Source organism: Roseateles sp. P5_D6 (assembly GCF_054049415.1).
The window spans coordinates 1-22,095 of sequence record NZ_JBFUMK010000040.1; the positions used below are offsets into that span (position 1 = coordinate 1).

Genomic DNA, 22,095 nt, shown 5'->3' on the forward strand with positions numbered 1-22,095 from the left:
AGGGTGCAAGCGCCATCGCGCTGGGCAAGGCCAAGGCTGGCGCGCCGTACTCGGCCGCGGTCTACGTCGTGGGCGTGATCAACGGCGTGTGGGGCGTGCACCGCTCTGATGACGGCGGCGCCACCTGGACGCGCTTCAACGACGACGCGAACCAGTTCGGCGGCATCGGCGTGATGGCGGCCGACCAAGCCATCTACGGCCGGATCTACATCAGCGGCACCGGCCGCGGAATGCTTTACAGCAACTGAACCTCGCGCCCTTCCTCATTCCGCATCGCTCATGAACAAGACGAACTCGACAGCCACCACCTCGCTCGATGAACCGGCCCGCCGCAGCTTCGTGCGCACCGTGGCAAGCGCCGGGCTGGCCGCCATGGCCGGCGGGTCGGCGGCAGCTGCCGCTGGCCCCTCTGCCAAGGCCTCGGCCACCGGCGGCGCCCCCGAGCCCGGCTTGCCCTTCCACGCCTGGGCCCCCACGCCGCCCATGGGCTGGAACAGCTGGGACGCCTTCGGTGCCAGCGTCACCGAAGCGGAGTACCTGGACAACGCGCGCATCCTGGCCGAGCGCTTCCTGCCCTTCGGCTACGACACCGCCACCGTCGACATCCAGTGGTACGAGGCGGGCGCCACGTCGGGGTGGTACCGGGACTTCGCGCCGCTGGTGCTGGACGCCCACGGCCGCCCGCAGCCCGCGCCCAACCGCTTCCCCAGCGCCGCCGGTGGCCGCGGCTTCGCGCCGCTCGCCGCCAAGGTGCACGCCATGGGCCTGCGCTTCGGCGTGCACATCATGCGTGGCATCCCGCGCCAGGCGGTCGGGCTGGAACTGCCCATCGCCGGCAGCAAGTACCGCTGCAACGAAGTCGCCGATTCCCACTCCACCTGCGCCTGGAACACCGACATGTGCGGCGTCAAGCCCGAGCATCCCGGCGCCTTCGAGTGGTACCGCGCCTGGTTCGCCCAGCTGGCCGAGTGGGGCGTGGACTTCGTCAAGGTCGACGACATCGCTGCGCCCAACTATCACGCCAAGGAAGTGGAGCTGATCCGCCGCGCCATCGACGCCACCGGTCGGCCCATGGTGCTGAGCCTGTCGCCCGGCCCGGCGCACCTGGATCAATCGGCCCACCTGCAGGCGCACGCCAACCAATGGCGCGTGTGCAACGACTTCTGGGACACCTGGCCCCAGTTGCGCGACAACCTCGTGAACCTCGTCAAGTGGGCGCCCCACGCCCGCGCGGGCGCCTGGCCCGATGCCGACATGCTGCCCGTCGGCAAGATCGGCCTGCGCAACTACGACGAGAAAGGCCGTGGCGAGCGCGATACCGGCTTCAGCCGTGACGAGCAGCTGTTGATGCTCACGGCCTGGACCTGCGCGCGCAGCCCGCTGATCCTCGGCAACGACCTGCGCCGCCTCGACGACTGGACGCTGCGCCTGGTCACCAACCCCGAGGTGCTGGCGCTGCTGCGCGTGCCCGGGGCACGCGAGTGGCACTCGGTGGCCCAGGGCCATCGCTTCGTCTGCAACGGCCCGCAGGGCACCTGGGCAGCGTGGTTGAACACTGGCGACGCGCCTTGGCAGGTGCCGCTGCCTGCGTGGCTGCCCGACGCCAGCCGCGACTGCTGGGCACGCGCCGACCTCCCCGCAGGCACCCGCGTGCTGACCGTGCCGCCGCATGGGGCGCGCCTCGTGCGTTGCGCCTGATGGGTATCGCTGATCCCGATCATGAAACTGAAAAAGACTCTGATTGCCTGCTCGCTGGCCCTGGCCGCGCTCAACCCCGCCTTCGCCCAGAGCGCCGAAGGCCACCCCGACTGGCCCGGGGCCGGCCAGCTGTTCGCGGGCGTGAACTACCAGCCCGTGGACCGCACGCTGGCGCAGGTCAAGCGCGACGTTGCGCTGATGAAGCAATCCGGCTTCAAGGTCGTCCGCATGGGTGACCTGGCCTGGGACTACTTCGAACCCGAGGAAGGCAAGTTCGACTTCAAGCATTTCGACGCCGTGATGGCCGAGGTGCACGCCGCCGGCATCAAGGTCATCCTCGACATCCCGGGGCAGCCGGCGCCGATGTGGCTGCACCACAAATACCCCGGTGTCGACATCACCAACCAGGCCGGCACCCGCCTGGCGCCGGCCGAGCGCTACATGGACAACATCGGCGACCCGGACTACCGGCGCCTGGCCACGCGCATGGCCGACACGCTCATCAAGCGCTACGCCAAGCATCCGGCCCTGCTGGCCGTGGGCTATGACAACGAGATCGGCAACGGCTACATCTCCTATTCCGAGGCTGACCGCAAGCGCTTCGTCGAATGGCTGAAGAAGCGCTACGGCAGCATCGACGCGCTGAACAAGGCCTGGGCCACGCAGCGCTGGTCGCGTCGCATCGGCAAGTGGGAAGAAGTGCGGCTGCCCTATGCCGACGGTCCGGGCCCCGCCGAGCGTTATCTGGACCTGCGCCGTTTCTGGTCCGACCTGACCATCGCCGTTCTCGACGACCGGGAGGCCGTGCGCCGCAAGAACACGCCCGACAAGCCGACGCTGTCGAACTACTGGAGCTGGTCGGGCCGCAAGGGCTTCGACTACCACGGCAGCTATCGCCAGCACACCACCTATGGCGCCATGGGCTTCTATGCCGGCGAACCGATCTACGGCGGATGGCAGGCGGCCCTCATCAGGGCGGGCATGACGACGCCGACCTGGTTCAACGAGTTCACCGCCGGCGGCCCAGGCTCCTACGGCAGCAAGGGCTGGTCGCGCATGTGGGCCCACTTCGTGCTGCTGATGGGCGSCCAGGCCGCGCTGGCCTGGACCTTCAACAGCCATCTCGGCGGCGAGGAGCAGGCGCTGATGGGCCTGCTCGACCATGACGACCGCCCCTCGTGGAAGCTGGCCGAATGGGCCCGCATCGCCGGCGACYACGCCAAGCTGGAGAAACTGGGCTTCCCGCGCCGCGTCGAGCCCAAAGTGGCCATCGCCTACTCCTTCGACAACGTCGCGGCCCACAGTGCCAATGGCCCGGCCAACAGCTCCCGCGACTACCTGAAGACGTCCTATCAGAAGCAGGCCCTCGGTGCCTTCGAGCCGCTGCTGAAGGACAACATCGACGTCGCGGCCATCAAGCTCTCCTACGAAGACCTGAGCCGCTACCGCCTCATCATCCTGCCCGGCATGTACCTGCTGGACAAAGCCTCCACCGAGGCGGTGCGCAAGTTCGTCACCGACGGCGGCACCGTGATCATGACGGCGCAGTCGGCCAAGGTGAACGAGCACAACCAGTGGCACGGGACGCCGTTGCCCGGCGGCCTGACCGACGTCTTCGGCCTGCGCACCAACGAGTACTACAGCGTCGCCGGCACGCTGAAGATCGGCGACGAGGAGGTCAAGGGCACGATCGAGCATTACGAGGTGCTGGAGCCCTCCACCGCCGACGTGCTGAGCCGCTTCAGCAACCTGGAGGGCAGGCCGCCGGCCATCACTGTCAACAGGTTCGGCAAGGGCCGCGCGATCTACCTCGCCACACCGGCGCAGCCCCAGATCATGCGGCCGCTGCTGCGCTCGCTCTACGCGAGCCTCGGCATCGAGCCGGGTCCGAAGACGCCCGACGGCGTGTTCGCGCGCGAGGTCGAAGGACGTGTGCTGTACGTCAACGCCAACTGGCACCCGATGGAGGTGCCGATCGCCGGCGCGATGAAGGGGGTGCTCGGTGACCAGCGCTGGGAAGGCAGCCTGAAGCTGGCGCCGCTCGGCGTGGAGCTGCTGGAACCCCTGAACTGAAGGATGACAGGCACTTCGCCCAGTTGTTGCACCGACTGAACGTCGGCAAGACCGGTCGCTCTCCTCGGGGACGGCCCGCAACATCCCGGTTCGTGCGCCGCCGGATGCCGTGCAAGCGGAATTGATATTTGAGATGAAGCCCCGAAAGACGAGAACAACGCGATGAGAACGATAGCCCTCCCCCTGCTGCTTGGCCTGCTGGCTGCCACCGCGCACGCCGAGGTGCGCCTGGCCCAAGTGTTCAGCGACCACATGGTGCTGCAGCGCGACCGACCGCTGAACGTGTGGGGTCAGGCCACACCAGGCCAGACGCTGAGCATCGACCTCGGCGGCCGCAGCGGCACGGCCCGCGCAGGCGCCGACGGCCGCTGGCGCGTGCAGCTAGCGCCTCTGCCGGCCGGCGGCCCGCACCGCCTGGTCGTCAAGGGCGACGGGACCGCAGCGCTGAACGACGTGCTGATCGGCGACGTCTGGCTGCTCGGCGGCCAGTCGAACATGGAGTGGCCGCTGGCGCAGACCGACACCGGCCCACAGGAAGTGGCCTCACCGCAGAACGCGCAGCTGCGCCACCTGCGCGTGCCGCTGCGCGCCAGCGTGCAACCCGAAGCCAACATCGCGCCAGCGCCCTGGGTCGTTGCCGAGCCCGGCCGCGTGGCCGAGTTCAGCGCCGTCGGCTACCACTTCGCGCGCGAGATGCAGGCGGTGCAGGGCGTGCCCATCGGCCTGATCAACACGGCCTGGGGCGGCTCCATGCTGGAGACCTGGATGAGCCGCGACGCGGCGCTGCGCGACCCTGACCTCGCACCCGCGGTGCACGCCTTGCCGGCCGACAACGCTGCCTTCACTGCAGCATTGGGCCAGCGCATGCTGCCCCGCATCGCCGCCTGGCAGAAGGGTCTTCCGCTGGAGGGCGTGGACGCCTCGGGCTGGTCTGCCGCTGCCGACATCGACGCCGACTGGCCCACACTGAAGGCGCCCGGCAACTGGGAAGGCCAGGGCCTGGCCGACGTCGACGGCGTCGTCTGGATGCGCAAGCGCATTGAGCTGAAGCCTGCCCAGGCCGCCGGAGCCGCTGAGCTGCACCTGGCCAAGGTGGACGACTGCGACGAGGTCTGGGTCAATGGCCAGAAGATTGGCGGCCAGTGCGGCTGGGAGCAGGCGCGCCACTACACGCTGCCAGCGGGCGTGCTGCGCGCGGGCGCCAACTGGATCGCCGTGCGGGTGACCGACACCGGCGGCGGCGGCGGCATCGATGGCGACGCTGCCAATCTGCGCCTGGACACGGCGGCCGGCACCGTGTCGCTCGCCGGCCCCTGGCGGGCACGCGTCGAGAAGCTCGTGGCGGCTGGCGGCCCGGTGGCGAACAGCGCCCCGGCCCTGGGCCACAACGGCCTCATCGCCCCGCTGCAAGGCTTGTCCGTGCGCGGCGTGCTCTGGTACCAGGGCGAGGAAAACTCCGGGCGTGCGGCTGCCTATGCCGACGGCTTCAAGCGCCTCATCCAGGACTGGCGTGGCCAGTTCGCCGACCCTGACCTGCCCTTCTTCTTCGTGCAACTGGCCTCGTGGCGGCCCATGGCCGAGAACCGGCCCGACGGCAACGGCTGGGCCGAACTGCGCGCCAGCCAGGCCGCGGCCCTGGCGCTGCCCCACACCGGCATGGCCACGGCGATCGACGTGGGCGATGCCGTCGACATTCACCCCCGCAACAAGCGCACCGTGGGCCAGCGCCTGGCCGCGCTGGCGATGCACGAGCTGGGGCTGCGCACCGCGCCGGCCACGGGCCCGCGCCTGACCGGCCATCAGTCGAAGGGCGGCGAATTTGAGCTGCGCTTCGACACCACCGCCGGCGGCCTGCGAACTGCGCGCACCGGCGAGCCGCTGCGCGGCTTCTACGTCGCCGGCGCCGACCGGCGCTGGGTACCGGCCGAAGCACGTTTCGACGGCGACCGCATCGTGCTGCGCAGCACCGCCGTGCCGTCGCCTGTCGCCGCGCGCTATGCCTGGGTCAACAACGCCAGCGAAGCCAATGTGGTCGGTGGCGATGGCCTGCCCCTGCCGCCGCTGCGCACCGACGACTGGCCGCTGGAGTCGGCAGGCCGGCGCTACGGGCGCTGAATCCGACGCCCGTCCGACGCACCACTTCAGAACGCCCCTCTCTTCCAGTCCCTCCAAAGAACTTCTGCATGCACCACCTCATCCGACGCGCCGCTCGTACCGTCGCACTGCTCTGCTTCATCGCCACCACGCACGCCCATGCCGACGGGACGCTGAAGCTGGAGGCTCCCAAGCCCAATGTGGCGCCGACCCCGCCGATGGGCTGGAACTCGTGGAACAAGTTCGCCTGCAACGTCAGCGAAAAGCTGATCCGCGAACAGGCCGATGCCATGGTCGCCTCGGGCATGAAGGACGCCGGCTATCAATACCTCGTCATCGACGACTGCTGGCAGAAAAGCCGCGACGCCGACGGCAACATCCAAGCCGATCCGGAGCGCTTCCCGTCCGGCATGAAGGCACTCGCCGACTACGTGCATGCCAAGGGTCTGAAGTTCGGCCTGTATTCCGACGCTGGCTCTCTGACCTGCGAAGGCCGCCCCGGCAGCGCCGGCCACGAGTTCCAGGACGCGCGCCAGTACGCCAAATGGGGCGTCGACTACCTGAAGTACGACTGGTGCAACACCGGCACCCGCAACGCCGAGGCGGCCTACACCATCATTGCCAAGGCCCTGCGCGCGTCCGGCCGCGACATCGTGTTGTCCATCTGCGAATGGGGCACCGACCATCCCGAGCGCTGGGGCCCGACGGTGGGCCACCTGTGGCGCACCACCCACGACATCTACGACGGCTGGGAAAGCACGAAGGACAAGGGGAATGGCATGACCAACGTCCTGGACATGCAGGCCGCGCGCGGGGGCGTGTCAGCGCCAAATGCCTGGAACGACCCCGACATGCTGGAAGTGGGCAACGGCGGCATGACGACCACCGAGTACGAGTCGCACTTCTCGCTGTGGGCCATGCTGGCCGCGCCGCTGATCGCTGGCAACGACCTGTCGAAGATGGACGCCGACACGGTGCGCATCCTCACCAACAAGGACGTCATCGCCGTCGACCAGGATCCACTGGGCCAGCAAGGCCGCCGCGCGCTGAAGGAAGGCGACCTCGAAGTCTGGGTGCGTCCGCTCGCGGGCGGTGAGCACGCGGTGGTGCTGTTCAACCGCGGCAAGACGCCGGCCGACATGAAGGTGGCTTGGGAACAGCTCCAACTGCCCGTCGACCAGAAGGCCGACGTGAAGGACCTGTGGAGCAAGAAGGTCACGAAGGGCGTGAGCGGCAGCTACGGCGGCAAGGTTGCACCGCATGGCGTGATCATGGTGCGCATCAAGGCCGCGCCGTGACGGGACCGGCGAACACCAGCCATCCAACGCGGATGACCGAGAGGGACGCGCCATGAGGCTGATGACCCTGCTGCTCACTCTGGCGGTTCTGGCCTGCGGCGCGCAGGCCGATGCGCTGACCGTGAAGGACGCCAAGTCGCTGGAGACGGCCCTGCAGCGGGCGCGGACGGACAAGCGCATCCACCGCATCGAGCTGGCTGCTGGCAACTATCAGCTGTCGGCGCCCATCGTCATCGACGAGGCCCTGTCGGGCACGGCAGACGAGCCCTTCGTGCTCGCCGCTGCGCCTGGCGCTCAGCCCGTATTGAGCGGTGCGATGTCGCTGCCGGCACTGCGCTGGGAGGCCTGGAAGGACGGCATCTGGCGAGCCCGCCTGGCCGACGCTTCGTTTCAACGCCTGTGGTTGGGGCAGCACGCGCTCGTGCGCGCCCGCTACCCCAATCTCGACCGCGCCCACACCGGCTTCGGCGGCGCCGCGGATGCCACCTCGCCCGAGCGCGTCGCACGCTGGCGTGACCCGCAAGGTGCCGTGCTTCACGCGTTGCACGGCTACGGTTGGGGCGGCCTGCAGATCCCCATCCTCGGCAAGAAGCCCGACGGCAGCCTGGACTACGGCCCGCAACTGGCCAACAACCGCGTCATGCCGCCGAGCGACAAGGACCGCTACGTCGAGAACGTGCTGGAGGAACTGGACGCGCCGGGCGAATGGTTCCATGACCGCCGCGAGGGCTGGCTCTACTTCAAGCCGCTGGCTGGCGAACGGCCGCCGGCACGGGGCTTTCGCGGCAGCGCGCAAGAAGCCCTCATCCGCATTGAAGGCCGCACGGCCCAGGTACAGCATGTGCGGGTTCGCAATCTCGTGTTCCGGGAAACGGAACCCACCTTCCTGAAGGCCACCGAGCCGCTGTTGCGTTCGGACTGGAAGTTCTATCGCGCTGGCGCCGTGACCATCGAGAACGCCGGCGACGTTCGCGTCGAGAACTCCGAGTTCGTCGACCTCGGCGGCCATGCCGTCGTCGTCAGCGGCCGCGCACAGCGCGTGACCATCTCGGCCAACCACATCCACGACATCGGCGGCACGGCCGTGGCCTTCGTCGGCAGGCCAGAGGCGGTGCGCTCACCGCTGTTCGAGTACCACGAGCAGTTGGAGGTCGCGGCCATCGACCGCACGCCCGGCCCCAAGTCCGACGCCTATCCCAAGGACTCCGAGGCCAGCGACAACCTCATCCACGACATCGGCCAGATCGACCGCCAGGCCACCGGGGTGCAGATCGCGATGGCGGCGCGCATCACGGTCGACCACAACAGCATCTACCGCATGCCGCGCGCCGGCATCAACATCGGCGACGGCAACTGGGGTGGCCACCGCCTCACCCACAACGACGTGTTCGACACCGTGCGCCTGACCGGCGACCACGGCAGCTTCAACAGCTGGGGCCGTGACCGCTTCTGGCACCCCGACCGCGCCGAGATGGACCGCCGCGCGGCGTCCCATCCGGAGTTGGCGCTGCTGGACGCCGTCGAACCCATCCTCATGAAGCGCAACCGCTGGCGCTGCGACCATGGCTGGGACGTCGACCTGGACGACGGCGCCTCCAACTACGTCATCGAAGAGAACCTGATGCTGGCCGGCGGCCTCAAGCTGCGCGAGGGCTTCCAGCGCATCGTGCGCAACAACATCCTCGTGAACAGCAGCTTCCACCCGCACGTGTGGTTCGACAACGGCGGCGACGTGTTCGAGTCCAACGTCGTCATGGGGGCGCATCAACCGGTGGAGATCAAGCGCTGGGGGCGCAGCGTGAACCGCAACTTCTTCGTCACCGAAGCGGACCTGCGCGCTGCCCAGGCGCGCGGCACCGACGCCGACTCCGTGGCTGGCGACCCGCGCTTTGCCGCACCGGCCCAAGGCGACTACACGGTCACCAACGCGGCGCTCGCCGCGCGCGTCGGCTTCGTCAACTTCCCCATGGACGACTTCGGCGTGCGCCCGGCGAGGCTGAAGGCGCTGGCGAAGCAGCCCGCATTCCCGGTGACCCAGCAGCTCAGCCAGGCCGCGCCACCGCAAGCCGTGCAACAGCTGTACGGGCTGAGCCTCAAGCCGGTCGAGACCCTGGGCGAGCAGTCGGCCGCTGGCCTGGGTGACAAGGCCGGCCTCATCGTGCTGAGCGTGGAGGCAGGCAGCCCAGGCGATGCGGCCGGCTTCAAGCCGCGTGACGTCATCGTCGGTGCGGAGAAGGCGGGCGCCATCGCCGATGTGGCGGCGCTGCGGGTCCTGCTGGCCGACGGGACAGACCTCGTCATCGTCCGCAACCAGGCCCGTATCCGCCTGCGCTGGCCCAGCCCCGCAAAACCATAAAAGTTGAACACGCCCGTCATCAGGCAGGGAGAAAAAAGATGAACCAACAATCTCCGCAGCGGGCATCCGCACTGGAAATCAACGGCCTGGTGAAGCGATTCGGCGGCCAGCCCGCCGTGGACCAGCTCAGCCTCAGCATCCCGCAGGGCGAGTTCCATGCGCTGCTCGGCCCCAACGGCGCCGGCAAGACGACCACGCTGCGCATGGTGGCCGGGCTGTTGCGGCCCGATGAGGGCAGCGTGCATATCCTGGGCCACGATGTCGCGCTCGAGCCCATCGAAGCCAAACGCAGGCTGGCCTTCCTGCCCGACGACCCGCTGCTCTACGGCAAGCTGCGCCCGCTCGAGTACCTGGAGTTCGTGGCCGGCCTGTGGGGCATCGAGCCCGACGTGGCCGCGCCGCGCGCCGAGGAGCTGCTGCGCTGGCTGGACCTGTGGACTCACACCGGCGAGATCACCGAAGGCTTCTCACGTGGCATGCGCCAGAAGCTGGCGCTGGCCGGCGCGCTCATTCACGACCCGCAGTTGCTGATCCTGGACGAGCCGCTCACCGGCCTGGACGCGGCGGCGGCGCGCCAGGTGAAGGACCTGCTGGTCGAGCGAGTCAGGCAGGGTCACACGGTCATCCTCACCACGCACATCCTGGAGATCGCCGAGCGGCTGGCGCAGCGCATCAGCATCATCCATCGCGGGCGCATCACCGCCCAGGGCACGCTGGACGAACTGCGCGCCCGTGCGGCGACCGGCGGCGGGCCGGGCGGGACGCTGGAAGACGTGTTCCTGCAGCTCACGAGCGCGGCATGACGGCGCTGCTGGCGTTGCGCCCGGGCTCCGTGCTGTGGCTTCTCCGTCACGAGCTCCGGCTGGGCTGGCGCGGCATGGGCAAGCGGATGGCCCGTGGGCTGCTGGGGTTCGCCGTCGCGCTGAGCGTGGCGCTGCACGTCGGCGCCTACTTCGTTCTGCGCATGTGGCCACCCGGCAGCGAGCAGCTTGTGCTGGCCATGTTGGTCTGCGCGGCGGCCTGGATCGCCATCAGCCTGATGCTCGCGCAGGCCATCCTGCAGTCCGTTGAGGCGCTGTTCGACCGCGGTGACCTCGACCTGCTGCTGTCGTCACCGGTGGCGACACACACTGTTTTCATGGTGCGCGGCCTGGGCATCGTCGCCAACGTCGGCGGGCTGTTCCTGTTCCTGCTGGCGCCGTTCGCGCACGTGGGCCTGTTCCTCGGGCACCCGCAGCTGCTCGGCATCTACCTGGCGGTGCCGGCACTGGCGCTGGCGACCATCGCACTGGGCCTGGCACTCACGCTGGCGCTGGTCCGTGTGCTCGGCGCCCGCCGGGCCCGCATCGTGGCGCAGGTGCTGGGCACGCTGATGGGCGGGGCGTTGGCCGTGCTGTCGCAGCTGCCCAACGTGATCAGCGCTGCCGATCTGCAGCAACTGCTTGCCCGGTTGATCCGCTGGGCCGAGCCAGGCGGTCCGCTGGCGCCGGACAGTCCCCTCTGGTTTCCGGGCCGCGCGCTGGTCGGCGCGCCGCTGCCGCTGCTGACGGTCGCGCTGGTCGGTGTCGTCGGCTTCGGGCTCGTCATCGGTCTGGCCCACCATCGTTTCCTGGCGGGCACGCAGGAGTCCGTCACCGGCAGCGCCAGGCGTATCGCGGCGGCGCCGCAGCGCGGCAGCGTCCGGTTCAAGGGCGGGCTGTGGCGCAGCGTGCTGGTCAAGGAGTGGCGCCTCATCGCACGCGACCCGCAGCTCATCGCCCAGACGCTGCTGCAGCTGCTGTACCTGCTGCCTGTGGTGCTGCTCGCACTGCGCGGCGCGGGGCTGACCGTGCTGGCGTCTGTGGCGGTGATGCTGGCATCGTCACTGGCGAGCAGTCTGGCCTGGATCACCGTCGCGGCCGAGGATGCGCCTGACCTGCTGGGCAGCGCACCGGTTCCACCGTCGCTGCTGCGCTGGCCGAAGGTGCTGGCCGCGCTGGTGCCAGTGTGGTTGGTGGTGTCGCCGCTGCTGCTGGTCTTGCCGACGCACGGCCTCTGGCTGACGCTGACGTTTCTTTTCTGCCTCGCCGGCGGCACGGTCTCGGCCGGTGTGATGCAGGTGTGGTACCCCATCCAGGGCAAGCGCAAGGATCTGATGCGGCGCGCGAAGGGCAAAGGACCGGTCGGCATGATCGAAATACTCACAGGCCTTGCCTGGGCGGGCACGGCGTACTGCCTGAATGAGGTACCGCGCTACTCGCCCTTGCCCTTGCTGACCGCCTTGCTCGGCTGCAGCGTGGTGTGGTGGATGGGCCGTTCACGCCGGGCAGAGACGGCATGAAAAGAGAGTCGGGCCCTTGCCGGCCCATCAACAAGCCCGTCATCGGGCAGGGAGAACAAGCATGAAATCCAGATTCCAGCAGCGCGCATCCGTGCTGCACGCCGTCGCGCTGGCCGCAGCGCTGATGTGCGGCGTCGCCGCCGCGACCGCCCGTGCCGAGGCATCGGCCGCGACGGCCACCATCGCCGCAGCGCAGCCTGCCTGGGGCCATGAGCTGGTCCAGCGCAAGCCTGATCCGGCGGTGCGTTTCGGCCGCCTGCCCAATGGCTTGCGCTACGCCATCCAGCACAACGAGACGCCCAAGGACGGCGTGGCCATGCGCATGCGCATCGGCGCAGGCTCGCTGCAGGAGCGTGATGAAGAGCAGGGCCTGGCCCACTTCCTGGAGCACATGGCCTTCCGCGGCAGCGCCAAGCTGCCAGACGGCGAGGTGGTGCATCTGTTGCAGCGCCAGGGCCTGAGCTTCGGCGCGGACACCAACGCCTTCACCGATTTCGAGCAGACCGTCTACCACTTCAACTTCCCCAAGGCCGACGCCGCGGCGCTGGACACGGGCCTGATGCTGTTCCGCGAGATTGGCGGGCACCTCAAGCTCGACGCCCAACTCGTCGAGCAGGAAAAGGGCGTCGTGCTGTCGGAGGAGCGCACGCGCGACGTGCCCGGCATGCGCGCCTTCCTTGCCGAGCAGGCCCTGACGCTGGCCGGCACGCGCGTGGCCCAGCGCCTGCCCATCGGCCGCATCGACACCGTCCAGGCCGCCACGGCCGACAAGCTGAGGCGCTACTACCAGGCCAACTACCGGCCCGACAACGCGACCCTCATCGTCGTCGGCAACATCGACGTTGACGCCGTCGAGAAGCAGATCCGCGAGCGCTTCGCCGACTGGAAGGCGGGCGGCAAACCCGACGCCCTCGACCTCGGCGCGGCCAAGCCGACACAGCCCGCGGCCGAGTTCATCGCCGACGGCGCGCCTGACAAGCTCTCGCTGACCTGGATCAACCCGCCGGACATGCGCCCGCCCACGCTGGCCTTCGGCCGCGACCTGCTCGTGCAGCAAATGGCCGCCGGCGTGCTCAACCTGCGCCTGAGCGACCGTGCCCTCAAGCCAGGCAGCCCCTTCCTCGGCGCCTTCGGCATGGACATGCCGCGCATCTACAAGGTGACAGGCCAGGCCCAGCTGACACTGATGGCGCCGCCCGAAAAATGGGCCGAGGCCCTGGATGCCGCGACGGCCGAGCTGCGCCAGTTGCAGGCCCAGGGCGTGCAGCCGGCCGACCTGCAGCGCCTCATGCCGACCATCCGCAGCGCGCTCCAGGCCATGGTGGCCCAGGCACCGACGCGCCAGAGCGCGGCCATCGCTGACGCCCTGGTCAACGCCGTCCACTACGAGGGCCTCTACCAGAGTGCCGAACAGGGCGTGGCCGAGGCGGAGCCGATGCTGGCGTCCATCAAGCCCGAGGAACTGACCGCCGTGCTGCGCCGCGACTTCGGTGGCCGGCCGCTGGTCTTCCGCAGTGCCAAGGCCGGCGCCGCCGGGCCGCAGGCCCTGTCTGCCCAGCTCGCCCAGGCCATGGCCCGGCCGCTGCAGGCCCAGGCCGCGCCGGTGACCGTGACCTGGCCCTACACCGACTTCGGCGCCGCCAGCGCCATCGTCAGCAAGACGACCGACGCCGAACTGGGCAGCACCACGCTGGCCTTTGCCAACGGCACGCGCCTGGTCATCAAGCCCACGGCACAGGAGAAGGACAAGGTCATCGTGCAGGTGCTGGTGGGCCAGGGCATGGCCGGCCTCAAGCCCGAGCAGGTGTCGGCCACCTGGACCCTGAACATGTTCCCGCTGGGCGGCACCGGCAAGCTTTCGCTGGCAGAGGTGGCGCAGTGGCAGCAGGCCGGCGGCGTGCTGGCCGGCCTGAATCTGCAAATGGACAGCCGACGCGTGCTGCTGGTGGGCGACACCCGCCCGACCGACCTCAAGCCCCAGCTCCAACTGCTGGCCGCCTTCGTGCGCGACCCTGGCTTTCGCCCGGAAATGGGTGAGAAGCTGGCCGGCGTGGCGCCGATGATGGCCAACCAGTTCGAGACGCTGCCCGGCATCGTCTATGGGCGCGAGTTGTCCAAGGTGATGAACAACGGCGAGCCGCGGCTCGGCGGCGTGCCCACGGCGGCCGAGTTGCTGGCTGCCCGCGGCGACGATGTCGGCGCCATGCTGCGACCGGCCCTGGCCGGGGCGGCTGATGTGGTGGTCATCGGCGATGTGAGCGAGGAAGCGGCCATCGCCGCCGTGCAGGCCACCTTCGGCGCCGGGCCGGCGCGCCCGCGCCTGCCGGCCGTGCCGCTCAAGGCCACGCCGCCCGCCGATGGCGGCGCGCCTCATGTGGCCCTGCACAAGGGCCGCGCCGACCAGGGCATGCTCGGCTGGCACTGGTCCATGCCCGACCAGTGGACAGACACCGCCTTGTCCAACACCGGCCGGGTAGCGGCCACGCTGCTGCAGACGCGGCTGGTCGACATCGTGCGCGAGAAGCTCGGCATCACCTACTCGCCGCGCGCCAGCGGCGGCGGCGGCCTGGACATCGTCGGCCAGGGGCGCTTCAGCGCCGAGATCGAGACGCCGCCCGAGAAGTTCGACGCCTTCCGCGAGGTGCTGCGCGCCCAGCTCAAGGAGCTGGCCGCCCAGCCGGTCAGTGCCGACGAGCTGCAGCGCGCCAAGCAGCCCATGATCGAGCAAAGCCGCAAGGCGCCCGAGTACAACGGCCACTGGGCCTACTGGCTGCAGCGCATCCTCATCGAGCCGCGCATGAAGGCCATGATGCAGAGCGAGACGGCCAACCTCGAAGCCGTGACGGCCGAGCWGGTGCAGGCCTTCTTCCGCGACCGCATCGCCAAGCGGGAGCCCATCGAGGTGGCGGCGCGGGCGGGTGAGGCGGCCGGGCAGGCGGCCACGCCGGAAAGGGCCAAGTAAGCAGCAGTCATCCGGTCTGCGCGTGGTTGCAGGCGCTTCGGCGCCACGCCGTCCGGACCGTGTCGAACAAGGAGCAGGAACCATGACAGAACAGCCGCAACACACGGGGGCCTCCGCGCCCGCTCAGCCTCGTCGCGTCCTCGCAATCGTCATCGCGTTCGCGGTGATAGGCACCGGGACCTGGCTGTACAAGCGCCCGCCCCTTGCCGAGGCGCCGCTGCCGAGCCCGCAGGCGCAAGCCAGTCAGGCGGCCAGCAGCGTTGCGCCGGCCGAGCCGCCGGCCCAGGCCGCGTCGACGGCAGCCTCCGCTGCGCCGGTCCAGGCCGCAGCCGCCCGGGCTTCGGCATCGGCGCCCGACTACAGCGCCATGGCCAAGAAGGCGATGGAGCAGGCCAACTCGCCGGCTGAGGCGCTGCGCAAGGTGCAGCTGGCGCTGGGCGGCGGCACGCCCAAGGAGGTGCTGGAGGCGGCGCAGACGCTGCAGATGTGCTCGATGATGGCCGGCGCGCCTGGGGCGCTGTACGCCATGCGCGACGGCGCCAACGGCGTGCCGGAACCGCTCAAGAAGATGATGGACGCCGGGGGCGGGGTCAACAAGGTGATCGAGTCCGCCGAGGGTCAGGCGCGGCGCTGCCAGGTCTTCGACCAGGCCACCCTGGGGCGCAGCAAGGAGCTGTTCCAGCGCGCCTATGAAGGCGGGGCGGAGGGCGGGGCCTCGGCCTACCTGAACGCGCTGCAGAACCCGCTTGAGAAGGAGAAAGCCGATCCCGCGCTGATCGCGAAACTGCAGGCCGAGGTCCGCAAGGCTGCGGCGGGCGGCGATGCTGACGCGCTGCTGCACCTGGCCATGGCCACCGGCGACAGCGCCCGCGATCTGGGCGTCACGCCGGTGCAGCGTGCGGGCTACAAGGTGGCTTGGAAGACCATTCAGGATGAGAAGTTTCCCGGCGTCGGCATGGGTGACATCATGGAAAAGGCCATGGCGACGGCCTTCGATCAGGCCAAGTCGACCAAGCCCCTGAGTGCCGCAGAACAAGCCGAGGCGGCCGCGTTGGCACAGCAGGTGGTGGACGCCTGGCGGCGCAAGCGCAAGGGCGGGTGATGACTGCTTCGACCGTCGTGCACCGCTGGCGGCGCGCCGCGCTGGCCGCCGTGCTGCCTCCGCTCAACCCTCCCAACTCCTTCAACTCCATGAAACGAATCGCAATCGCGCTTGGCGCAGCCAGCCTCCCCGGCCTGGCATTGGCGGCCGAGATGAACCTGGTCGAGCAGGTCGCCGAGGGTGGCGCTGCCGTGCTGGTCACGCTGGGGCTGTCCATCCTGTTCGTGGCCGTGACCATCGAGCGCTTCGTGCACCTGCGCGCCCGCGCCGTGGTGCCGGCCGACCTGGTGGCGCGCGTGCAGCCGTTGTGGACGGCGGGCCGCTTCACGGAACTGGAGACGCTGCTGGCCGACGACGGCAGCACGCTGGCGCGCGTCATCGCCTTCCTGCTCGCGCATCGCCATCAGCCCTACGCAGTCGTCAGCAGTGCGGCCGGCGACATCGCCTCGATGGAACTGCGCCAGCACCAGCAAAAGGCCTATGCGCTGGCCATCGTGGCCACGGTGGCGCCCATCGTCGGCCTGCTGGGCACGGTGCTGGGCATGATCGACGCCTTCCATGTGATCGCCTTCTCCGAAGGCATGGGCAACCCGGCGCTGCTGGCGGGCGGCATCTCGAAGGCGCTGGTCAACACCGCCGCGGGCTTGACGGTGGCCCTGCCGGCGCTGGGCATGCACCACTTCTTCAAGCACCGCCTGGCGACGCTCGGCCTGGCGCTGGAGCGGCAGATCAATGCGCTGATCAACCAGCGCTTCCTGCCCGCGCCGGAAACGCCGGCACTGCGGGTGGTGCAGCATGCGCATTGACCTGGGCGAGGACGAAGCACCGGAGATCGGCTTGATCGCGCTGATCGACTGCATCTTCTTCCTGCTGATGTTCTTCATGGTGGCGACCTCGTTCAAGCAGCCCGTCGGCGAGAGGCCGCAGAAGGAGCTGCCCATCACGCTGCCGGCCGCGCAGATGAGCCTGGACCGCGTGGGCGCTGGTGCGCCGCCGCTGACGATTGGCGTGGACAAGCAGGGCAAGCTGTATGTCGACGGCAGCGCGGTATCTGTGCAGGGCCTGCACGACCGCCTCAAGCAGGAGGCGGCGAGCAACCCGGGCCGCCCCATCCGCATCGACGGCGACGAGATGGCGCGTTATCAGGCCATCGTGCACGTGCTGGACCTGTGCCAGTTCGAAGGCTTCACCAAGATTTCCATGCACACCCGTCAATGAGCTGGGAACCCCGCCGTTCACCGCTGCTGTCCCTGCTCGTGGCAGCCGCCACGCAGGTGGTGCGCCGGCCCTATCTGTCGCTTTCCGTGGCCGCGCATGCCGCGCTGCTGGGGTGGCTGTACTACTTCGGCAGCTATCAGCTGGAGCTGCGCGAGCAGGAAGCCGAAGTCGCATCCAGCCTGCGCGCCACCGGCCAAGCCAGCACGGCCAAGCGCCTGCAAGACCTGCAGACCATCAAGCGGCTGATGGAGAAATCGGCAGCCATTGATCCAGAGCCGGGCCTGCCCCCTGCGGTGCCGCAAACGCCGCAGGAAATGGTGGAACAGGCGCGTGAGCTGTCCAAGGCCATCGACGCGCTCGACAAGGAAATCAAGGCCGAGGAGCTGGCCCAACTGACCGGCGTGCCCAAGCCGCCACCAGCGGCCGAGCCGCCACCGGCTGCGGCGCCGCAGGCGCCCGTCGCGCAAACCACGGCGGCCAGCAATAACGCTGCGCCCGAGTCCAAGGAGCCCGTCGCGTCGGAAAAGCCTTCGCAGCAGCTTGGGGCCAAGGCGAACGAGGCTCAGGCTGACGCAGGCAAGGCGGGCGAGGGCAAGGCGGGCGGCAGTACGCCAGCGCCCGTCACGCAGGAGATGGCGGACAGCGAAGTCGCCGCACTCGAAGCCAAGGCGCGAGCCACGCTGGCCAAACGTCAGCAGCGCCTGGAGGCCAAGGCGAACGGCGTGCAGGTCGAAGGCGGCAAGCCTGGCTCGGGCGGGGATGGCACTGGCGGTCGCCCCGGCGCACCGTCCGTCAAGGGCGGCGGGTCGGATACGTCGGTTCACGCCGAGATCAGCAACTTCATCGCTGCGGACGCCCGCACCGAACACGCGACATCATCGAAAAGATACTGGGGCACCGACTTCTTCGACCATGGCAAGGCCCAGATCCCGCCCGTCGATGCGGCCGGTCTCGTGCGCGGACAAGGGCGCGTGCTCGGCCAGGGCGGGGAGTACGCGAACCGGGTCTACCTGAACAGCTGGTATGTCATCGGGCCTTTCCCCGGCCGCCATGAGGGTGGCCTGTTCGACAACCCGACCTACCCGCCCGAGAAGGCGGTGCTGTTGGACGCCGTCTACTACGGCAAGGACAAGCGCCTGCTCAAGTGGCGCTACGTGACCGCGCAAAGCTATCCGTTCGTGCCGCCCGACCAGGTCGAAGATTCGGTTTACTACGGCTACACCGAGGTGTTCGTCGACGAAGCCCAGGACCTGATCGCTTGGATAGGGGCCGATGACGACGTCCAGATCTACCTGAACGACCGCATGGTGTGGAAGGGCGGCAACGCCAACAAGGCGACGTATTTCGACACCATCTTCAACGGCGGCCCGAGCTATCTGCGCGACTACAACCGCACCGAAGGCAAGCGCCTCCTGCACTTCAACAAGGGCCGCAACAAACTCTTCTTCAAGCTGTCCAACGGCCCGAATGCGTCATTCCTGTCCATGGTGCTGACGCGTTCGGAATCGCGTTGATAGCTGCGCTCAGTTCGTCGATAGGGTCTTCTCCAATTGCACCGGTCTGACCAATTTCTGCAAAATCGCCTAACTAAGGCGCGAATTTCTTATTGGTATTACCGGTATTTTGCGCAACCGCTCGCGCCACCAGCACCGTACGGTCCGGCCGCGGCTCACCAGCCGACCAAGCCTTCACGTCCGGAAAACCCATGAAACTCCAGAGCACCCTGCTGTCCCTCGCGCTGTCGCTGGCCGCACTGAGTCCCCTGGCCGCCCAAGCCCAGAGCGCCGACGGCCGCACGGATTGGCCCGGCGCCGGGCAGCCCCATGTCGGCGCCACTGCGGCCGATAGCCCGCGCCAGCGCACCCGCATCGACGATGGCTGGCGCTTCGCGCTGGGCCACGCGTCGGACCCGGCGCAGGACTTCGACCACGCCATACGGCCGTTCTTCTTCGGCAAGGCTGGTTACGGCGACGGCCCTGCCGCAGCCGACTTCGAGGACCGGCCATGGCGCCGCGTCGACCTGCCGCATGACTGGGCAGTGGAGCTGCCATTCAGCTCACGCGGCAGTACGCAGCACGGCATGAAGGCCATCGGCCGCGGCTTCCCGGAGAACAGCGTTGGCTGGTACCGGCGTGAGATCGCCATACCTGCGTCGGCGCGCGGCCAGCGCATTGCGCTGGAGTTCGACGGCGTGTTCCGCGACAGCGTCGTCTGGGTCAACGGCCACTACCTGCACCGCGAGGCCAGCGGCTACTCGGGCTTCCAGGTCGACATCAGCGACTACCTGAACTTCGGCGGGCGCAACGTCGTCGCAGTGCGCGTGGACGCCACGACGCCAGAGGGCTGGTGGTACGAAGGCGCGGGCATCTACCGCCATGTTTGGCTGACGCAGACCGGGTCGCTGCATGTGACGCCGCAAGGCAGCTTCGTGCGCGCCACGGTCGACGGCGACCGCGCCGAGGTGGCCGTCGACACCACCGTGCGCAACAGCGGCGAGGCGGCCGAGTCCTTCAGCCTGGAGCACGAGCTGCGCGACCCGGCCGGCCGCGTCGTCGCCCGCACCAGCGTGCCGGCCGGCCGCGTTGCCGCTGACGCCAGCCTGGAGGTGACGGCCCAACTGAGCGTCGTGGCGCCGCAGCTGTGGTCGCTGGAGACGCCGCAGCGCTACACGCTGACGACCCTCGTCAAGCGTGGCGCCGAGGTCGTCGACCGCGTCAACGCGCCCTTCGGCATCCGCACCCTGCGCTTCGACGCCAACGAGGGCTTCTTCCTCAATGGGCGCCACGTCAAGCTGCACGGCGTCAACAACCACCAGGACCACGCCGGCATCGGCGTCGCGCTGCCCGACGGCATGCACGAGGCGCGGCTGAAGATGCTCAAGGCGATGGGCGTCAACGCCATCCGCTTCGCCCATAACCCGGCCACGCCGGAGCTGCTGGACGCCTGCGACCGCCTGGGGATGCTCGTCATCGACGAGCACCGCATGATGGGCACGGCGCCGCAGATCCGCGACGAACTGGAACGCATGGTGCGCCGTGGCCGCAACCATCCGTCGGTCATTCTCTGGTCGGTCGGCAACGAGGAATGGGCCATTGAGAACAGCGAGATCGGCACCCGCCTGACGCGGCAGATGCAGACCATCGTGCGCCGCCTGGACCCGACGCGGCCGGTGACGCAGGCCGCCTCCAGCTCGGGCCAAGCCGAAGGCACGTCGGTCGGCTCGGACGTCATCGGCTTCAACTACAAGGGCCAGCACGACATCGACGCGATGCACCGGCGCTTTCCCGATCGGCCCATGCTCGTCACCGAGGAGGCCGCGACTCATGCCACGCGCGGCGTCTATGCCAACGATCCGGCCCGTGCCCACATCGCCGCCTACGACAAACGCACGGGCACCCGCACCTCTTCCATCGAGGAAGGCTGGCGCTTCAATGCCGAGCGCCCCTTCCTTGCCGGCATGTTCGTCTGGACCGGCTTCGACTACCGCGGCGAGCCCTCGCCCTTCGGCTGGCCCGCCGTCTCGTCGCAGTTCGGCATGCTGGACACGACCGGCGCGCTGAAGGACAGCGGCCAGTACCTGAAGGCCGCGTGGACCGCCGAGCCCATGGTGCACGTGCTGCCGCACTGGAACTGGCCGGGTCGAGAAGGCCAGCCCGTCGATGTGCGCGTCTACGCCAACACCGACGAGGTCGAGCTGCTGCTGAACGGCCGCTCGCTCGGCCGCAAGGCGCTGGAGCGCTACGGCCACCTGCAATGGGCCGTGCCCTATGCGCCGGGCAGCCTGACGGCACGCGGCTATCGGGCCGGTCAGCTCGTCACCACGCAGACCGTGGCCACCACGGGCGACGGCACTGCGGTGCGGCTGACGGTGGACCGCGCGCGGCTGCGCGCCGGCAGCGACGATGTCGCGCTGGTCACCGTTAACGTCGTCGACCGCGAGGGCCGTGTCGTTCCGACCGCCGAGCACCGCGTCGCGTTCGAAACCAGTGGGCCGGTACGGCTCATCGGCATGGGCAACGGCGACCCCGGCTCCCACGAGGCCGACCGGCCAGCTGAACTGCATCGCTACGCTGCCGCTACGCACTGGCGACACCACAGCATCGCTCGACCCGAGGAGGCGGCCGCGCTGATGGGCGGAACCGCCCAGACCGGAGGCCCCGGCTGGCGCGACCCCTTCGCATGGGTTCCACCCGACCAGCGGCCCGCCGACAGCGCCTGGAACATGGTGCAGGCCACCATCACGCGCACGGCGCCCGCCGGCGAACGCCAGGTGCTGCTCCTCGGCGAGGTCGCACCAGGTGTGCAGTTCCTTCTGGACGGCCGCCCAGTCGCGCTACGGCAGGAGGCCGGCATGGCGGCCATCGACCTCGACCCGACCGCAGGGCCCGAGGCCACGCTGACCGCCGTCTTCCCGACGCCGGCCGGTGGCACGCGCGCGCTGTTCGACGGCGCGCAGGGCGGCCGCCGCTGGGCCACGCTGCGTACCACCACACCAGCCGCACCTTGGCAGCGCAGCGTGTTCAACGGCCATGCACAGGTGATCCTGCAGTCCACCGGCAAGACCGGGGACAGCGGCCGCGCCACGCTGCGCGCCGTCAGCGAGGGCCTTGCCCCAGCTGCGACGGTGATCGAGATCTTCTGAACGCCGATAAGCCTTACAGGCTGCTAGACAACAGCCGAACGTCACAAAAGAACATGACAACGCCATCTCACGACCCCGCCCCGACCACGACTGAAACCGGACAGCAGCAGCAATGGCGGCGGGGGGTCAACGGCTATGCGCTGACCATTGCGGTGATCGTCCATCTCATCCTGCTGGCGGCGGTGCTGATGTGGCGCACCCGCGTGCCGCCCCCAGAGAAGCCCCGCATCACGGATGTGAGCATCGTTGAGCTCAAGACCCCGCCAAAGCCTCCCGAGCCCCCGCCACCCGCCCCCAAGATGCCCGATCTGCCGCCCCCGAGCATGCCGCCC

The 22,095-nt window shown here is 69.2% G+C and carries 13 protein-coding genes and 2 pseudogenes; all 15 read left to right on the forward strand.

The window, feature by feature from the left end; all coding sequences use genetic code 11:
- Window positions 1–248, forward strand: a pseudogene (locus ACXJKM_RS29535) (dockerin); the annotation flags it as partial.
- A 31-nt stretch (window positions 249–279) separates the two neighbouring features.
- Complete coding sequence (locus ACXJKM_RS29540) at window positions 280–1,698, forward strand: hypothetical protein (protein WP_457322620.1); 1,419 nt, start codon at window positions 280–282, stop codon at window positions 1,696–1,698.
- A 21-nt stretch (window positions 1,699–1,719) separates the two neighbouring features.
- A complete protein-coding gene (locus ACXJKM_RS29545; RefSeq protein WP_457356608.1) occupies window positions 1,720–3,771 on the forward strand; it encodes a beta-galactosidase in 2,052 nt (683 codons plus the stop codon).
- A gap of 162 nt (window positions 3,772–3,933) precedes the next feature.
- Window positions 3,934–5,886: a sialate O-acetylesterase gene (locus ACXJKM_RS29550; RefSeq protein WP_457356609.1), complete on the forward strand. Its 1,953-nt coding sequence runs from the start codon at window positions 3,934–3,936 to the stop codon at window positions 5,884–5,886.
- A 68-nt stretch (window positions 5,887–5,954) separates the two neighbouring features.
- Window positions 5,955–7,163 carry a glycoside hydrolase family 27 protein gene (locus ACXJKM_RS29555; RefSeq protein ID WP_457356610.1) on the forward strand — a complete coding sequence of 403 codons (1,209 nt, stop codon included), beginning with the start codon at window positions 5,955–5,957 and terminating at the stop codon, window positions 7,161–7,163.
- A gap of 52 nt (window positions 7,164–7,215) precedes the next feature.
- Window positions 7,216–9,519 carry a right-handed parallel beta-helix repeat-containing protein gene (locus ACXJKM_RS29560; protein ID WP_457356611.1) on the forward strand — a complete coding sequence of 768 codons (2,304 nt, stop codon included), beginning with the start codon at window positions 7,216–7,218 and terminating at the stop codon, window positions 9,517–9,519.
- A gap of 38 nt (window positions 9,520–9,557) precedes the next feature.
- A complete protein-coding gene (locus ACXJKM_RS29565; RefSeq protein ID WP_457356612.1) occupies window positions 9,558–10,322 on the forward strand; it encodes an ABC transporter ATP-binding protein in 765 nt (254 codons plus the stop codon).
- Complete coding sequence (locus ACXJKM_RS29570) at window positions 10,319–11,839, forward strand: putative ABC transporter permease subunit (protein ID WP_457356613.1); 1,521 nt, start codon at window positions 10,319–10,321, stop codon at window positions 11,837–11,839. Before ACXJKM_RS29565 ends, ACXJKM_RS29570 begins: the two co-directional genes overlap by 4 nt.
- A gap of 61 nt (window positions 11,840–11,900) precedes the next feature.
- The gene (locus ACXJKM_RS29575; RefSeq protein ID WP_457356614.1) at window positions 11,901–14,801 is read left to right on the forward strand and encodes a M16 family metallopeptidase; all 2,901 of its coding nucleotides are present in this window, start codon (window positions 11,901–11,903) and stop codon (window positions 14,799–14,801) included.
- Window positions 14,802–14,883: 82 nt separating this feature from the next.
- On the forward strand, window positions 14,884–15,903 hold the full coding sequence (locus tag ACXJKM_RS29580) for a hypothetical protein (RefSeq protein WP_457356615.1): 1,020 nt from the start codon (window positions 14,884–14,886) through the stop codon (window positions 15,901–15,903).
- Entirely contained in the window at window positions 15,903–16,709 is an 807-nt protein-coding gene (locus ACXJKM_RS29585) for a MotA/TolQ/ExbB proton channel family protein (protein WP_056194719.1), read from the forward strand. Before ACXJKM_RS29580 ends, ACXJKM_RS29585 begins: the two co-directional genes overlap by 1 nt.
- The gene (locus ACXJKM_RS29590; protein ID WP_056194722.1) at window positions 16,699–17,121 is read left to right on the forward strand and encodes an ExbD/TolR family protein; all 423 of its coding nucleotides are present in this window, start codon (window positions 16,699–16,701) and stop codon (window positions 17,119–17,121) included. Before ACXJKM_RS29585 ends, ACXJKM_RS29590 begins: the two co-directional genes overlap by 11 nt.
- Window positions 17,118–18,635, forward strand: a complete 1,518-nt coding sequence (locus ACXJKM_RS29595; protein ID WP_457356616.1) for a hypothetical protein — start codon at window positions 17,118–17,120, stop codon at window positions 18,633–18,635. The genes ACXJKM_RS29590 and ACXJKM_RS29595 overlap by 4 nt, the downstream gene beginning before the upstream one ends.
- 191 nt (window positions 18,636–18,826) lie before the next feature.
- The gene (gene galA, locus ACXJKM_RS29600; RefSeq protein WP_457356617.1) at window positions 18,827–21,763 is read left to right on the forward strand and encodes a beta-galactosidase GalA; all 2,937 of its coding nucleotides are present in this window, start codon (window positions 18,827–18,829) and stop codon (window positions 21,761–21,763) included.
- Between the two features lie 53 nt (window positions 21,764–21,816).
- Window positions 21,817–22,095, forward strand: a pseudogene (locus tag ACXJKM_RS29605) (hypothetical protein); the annotation flags it as partial.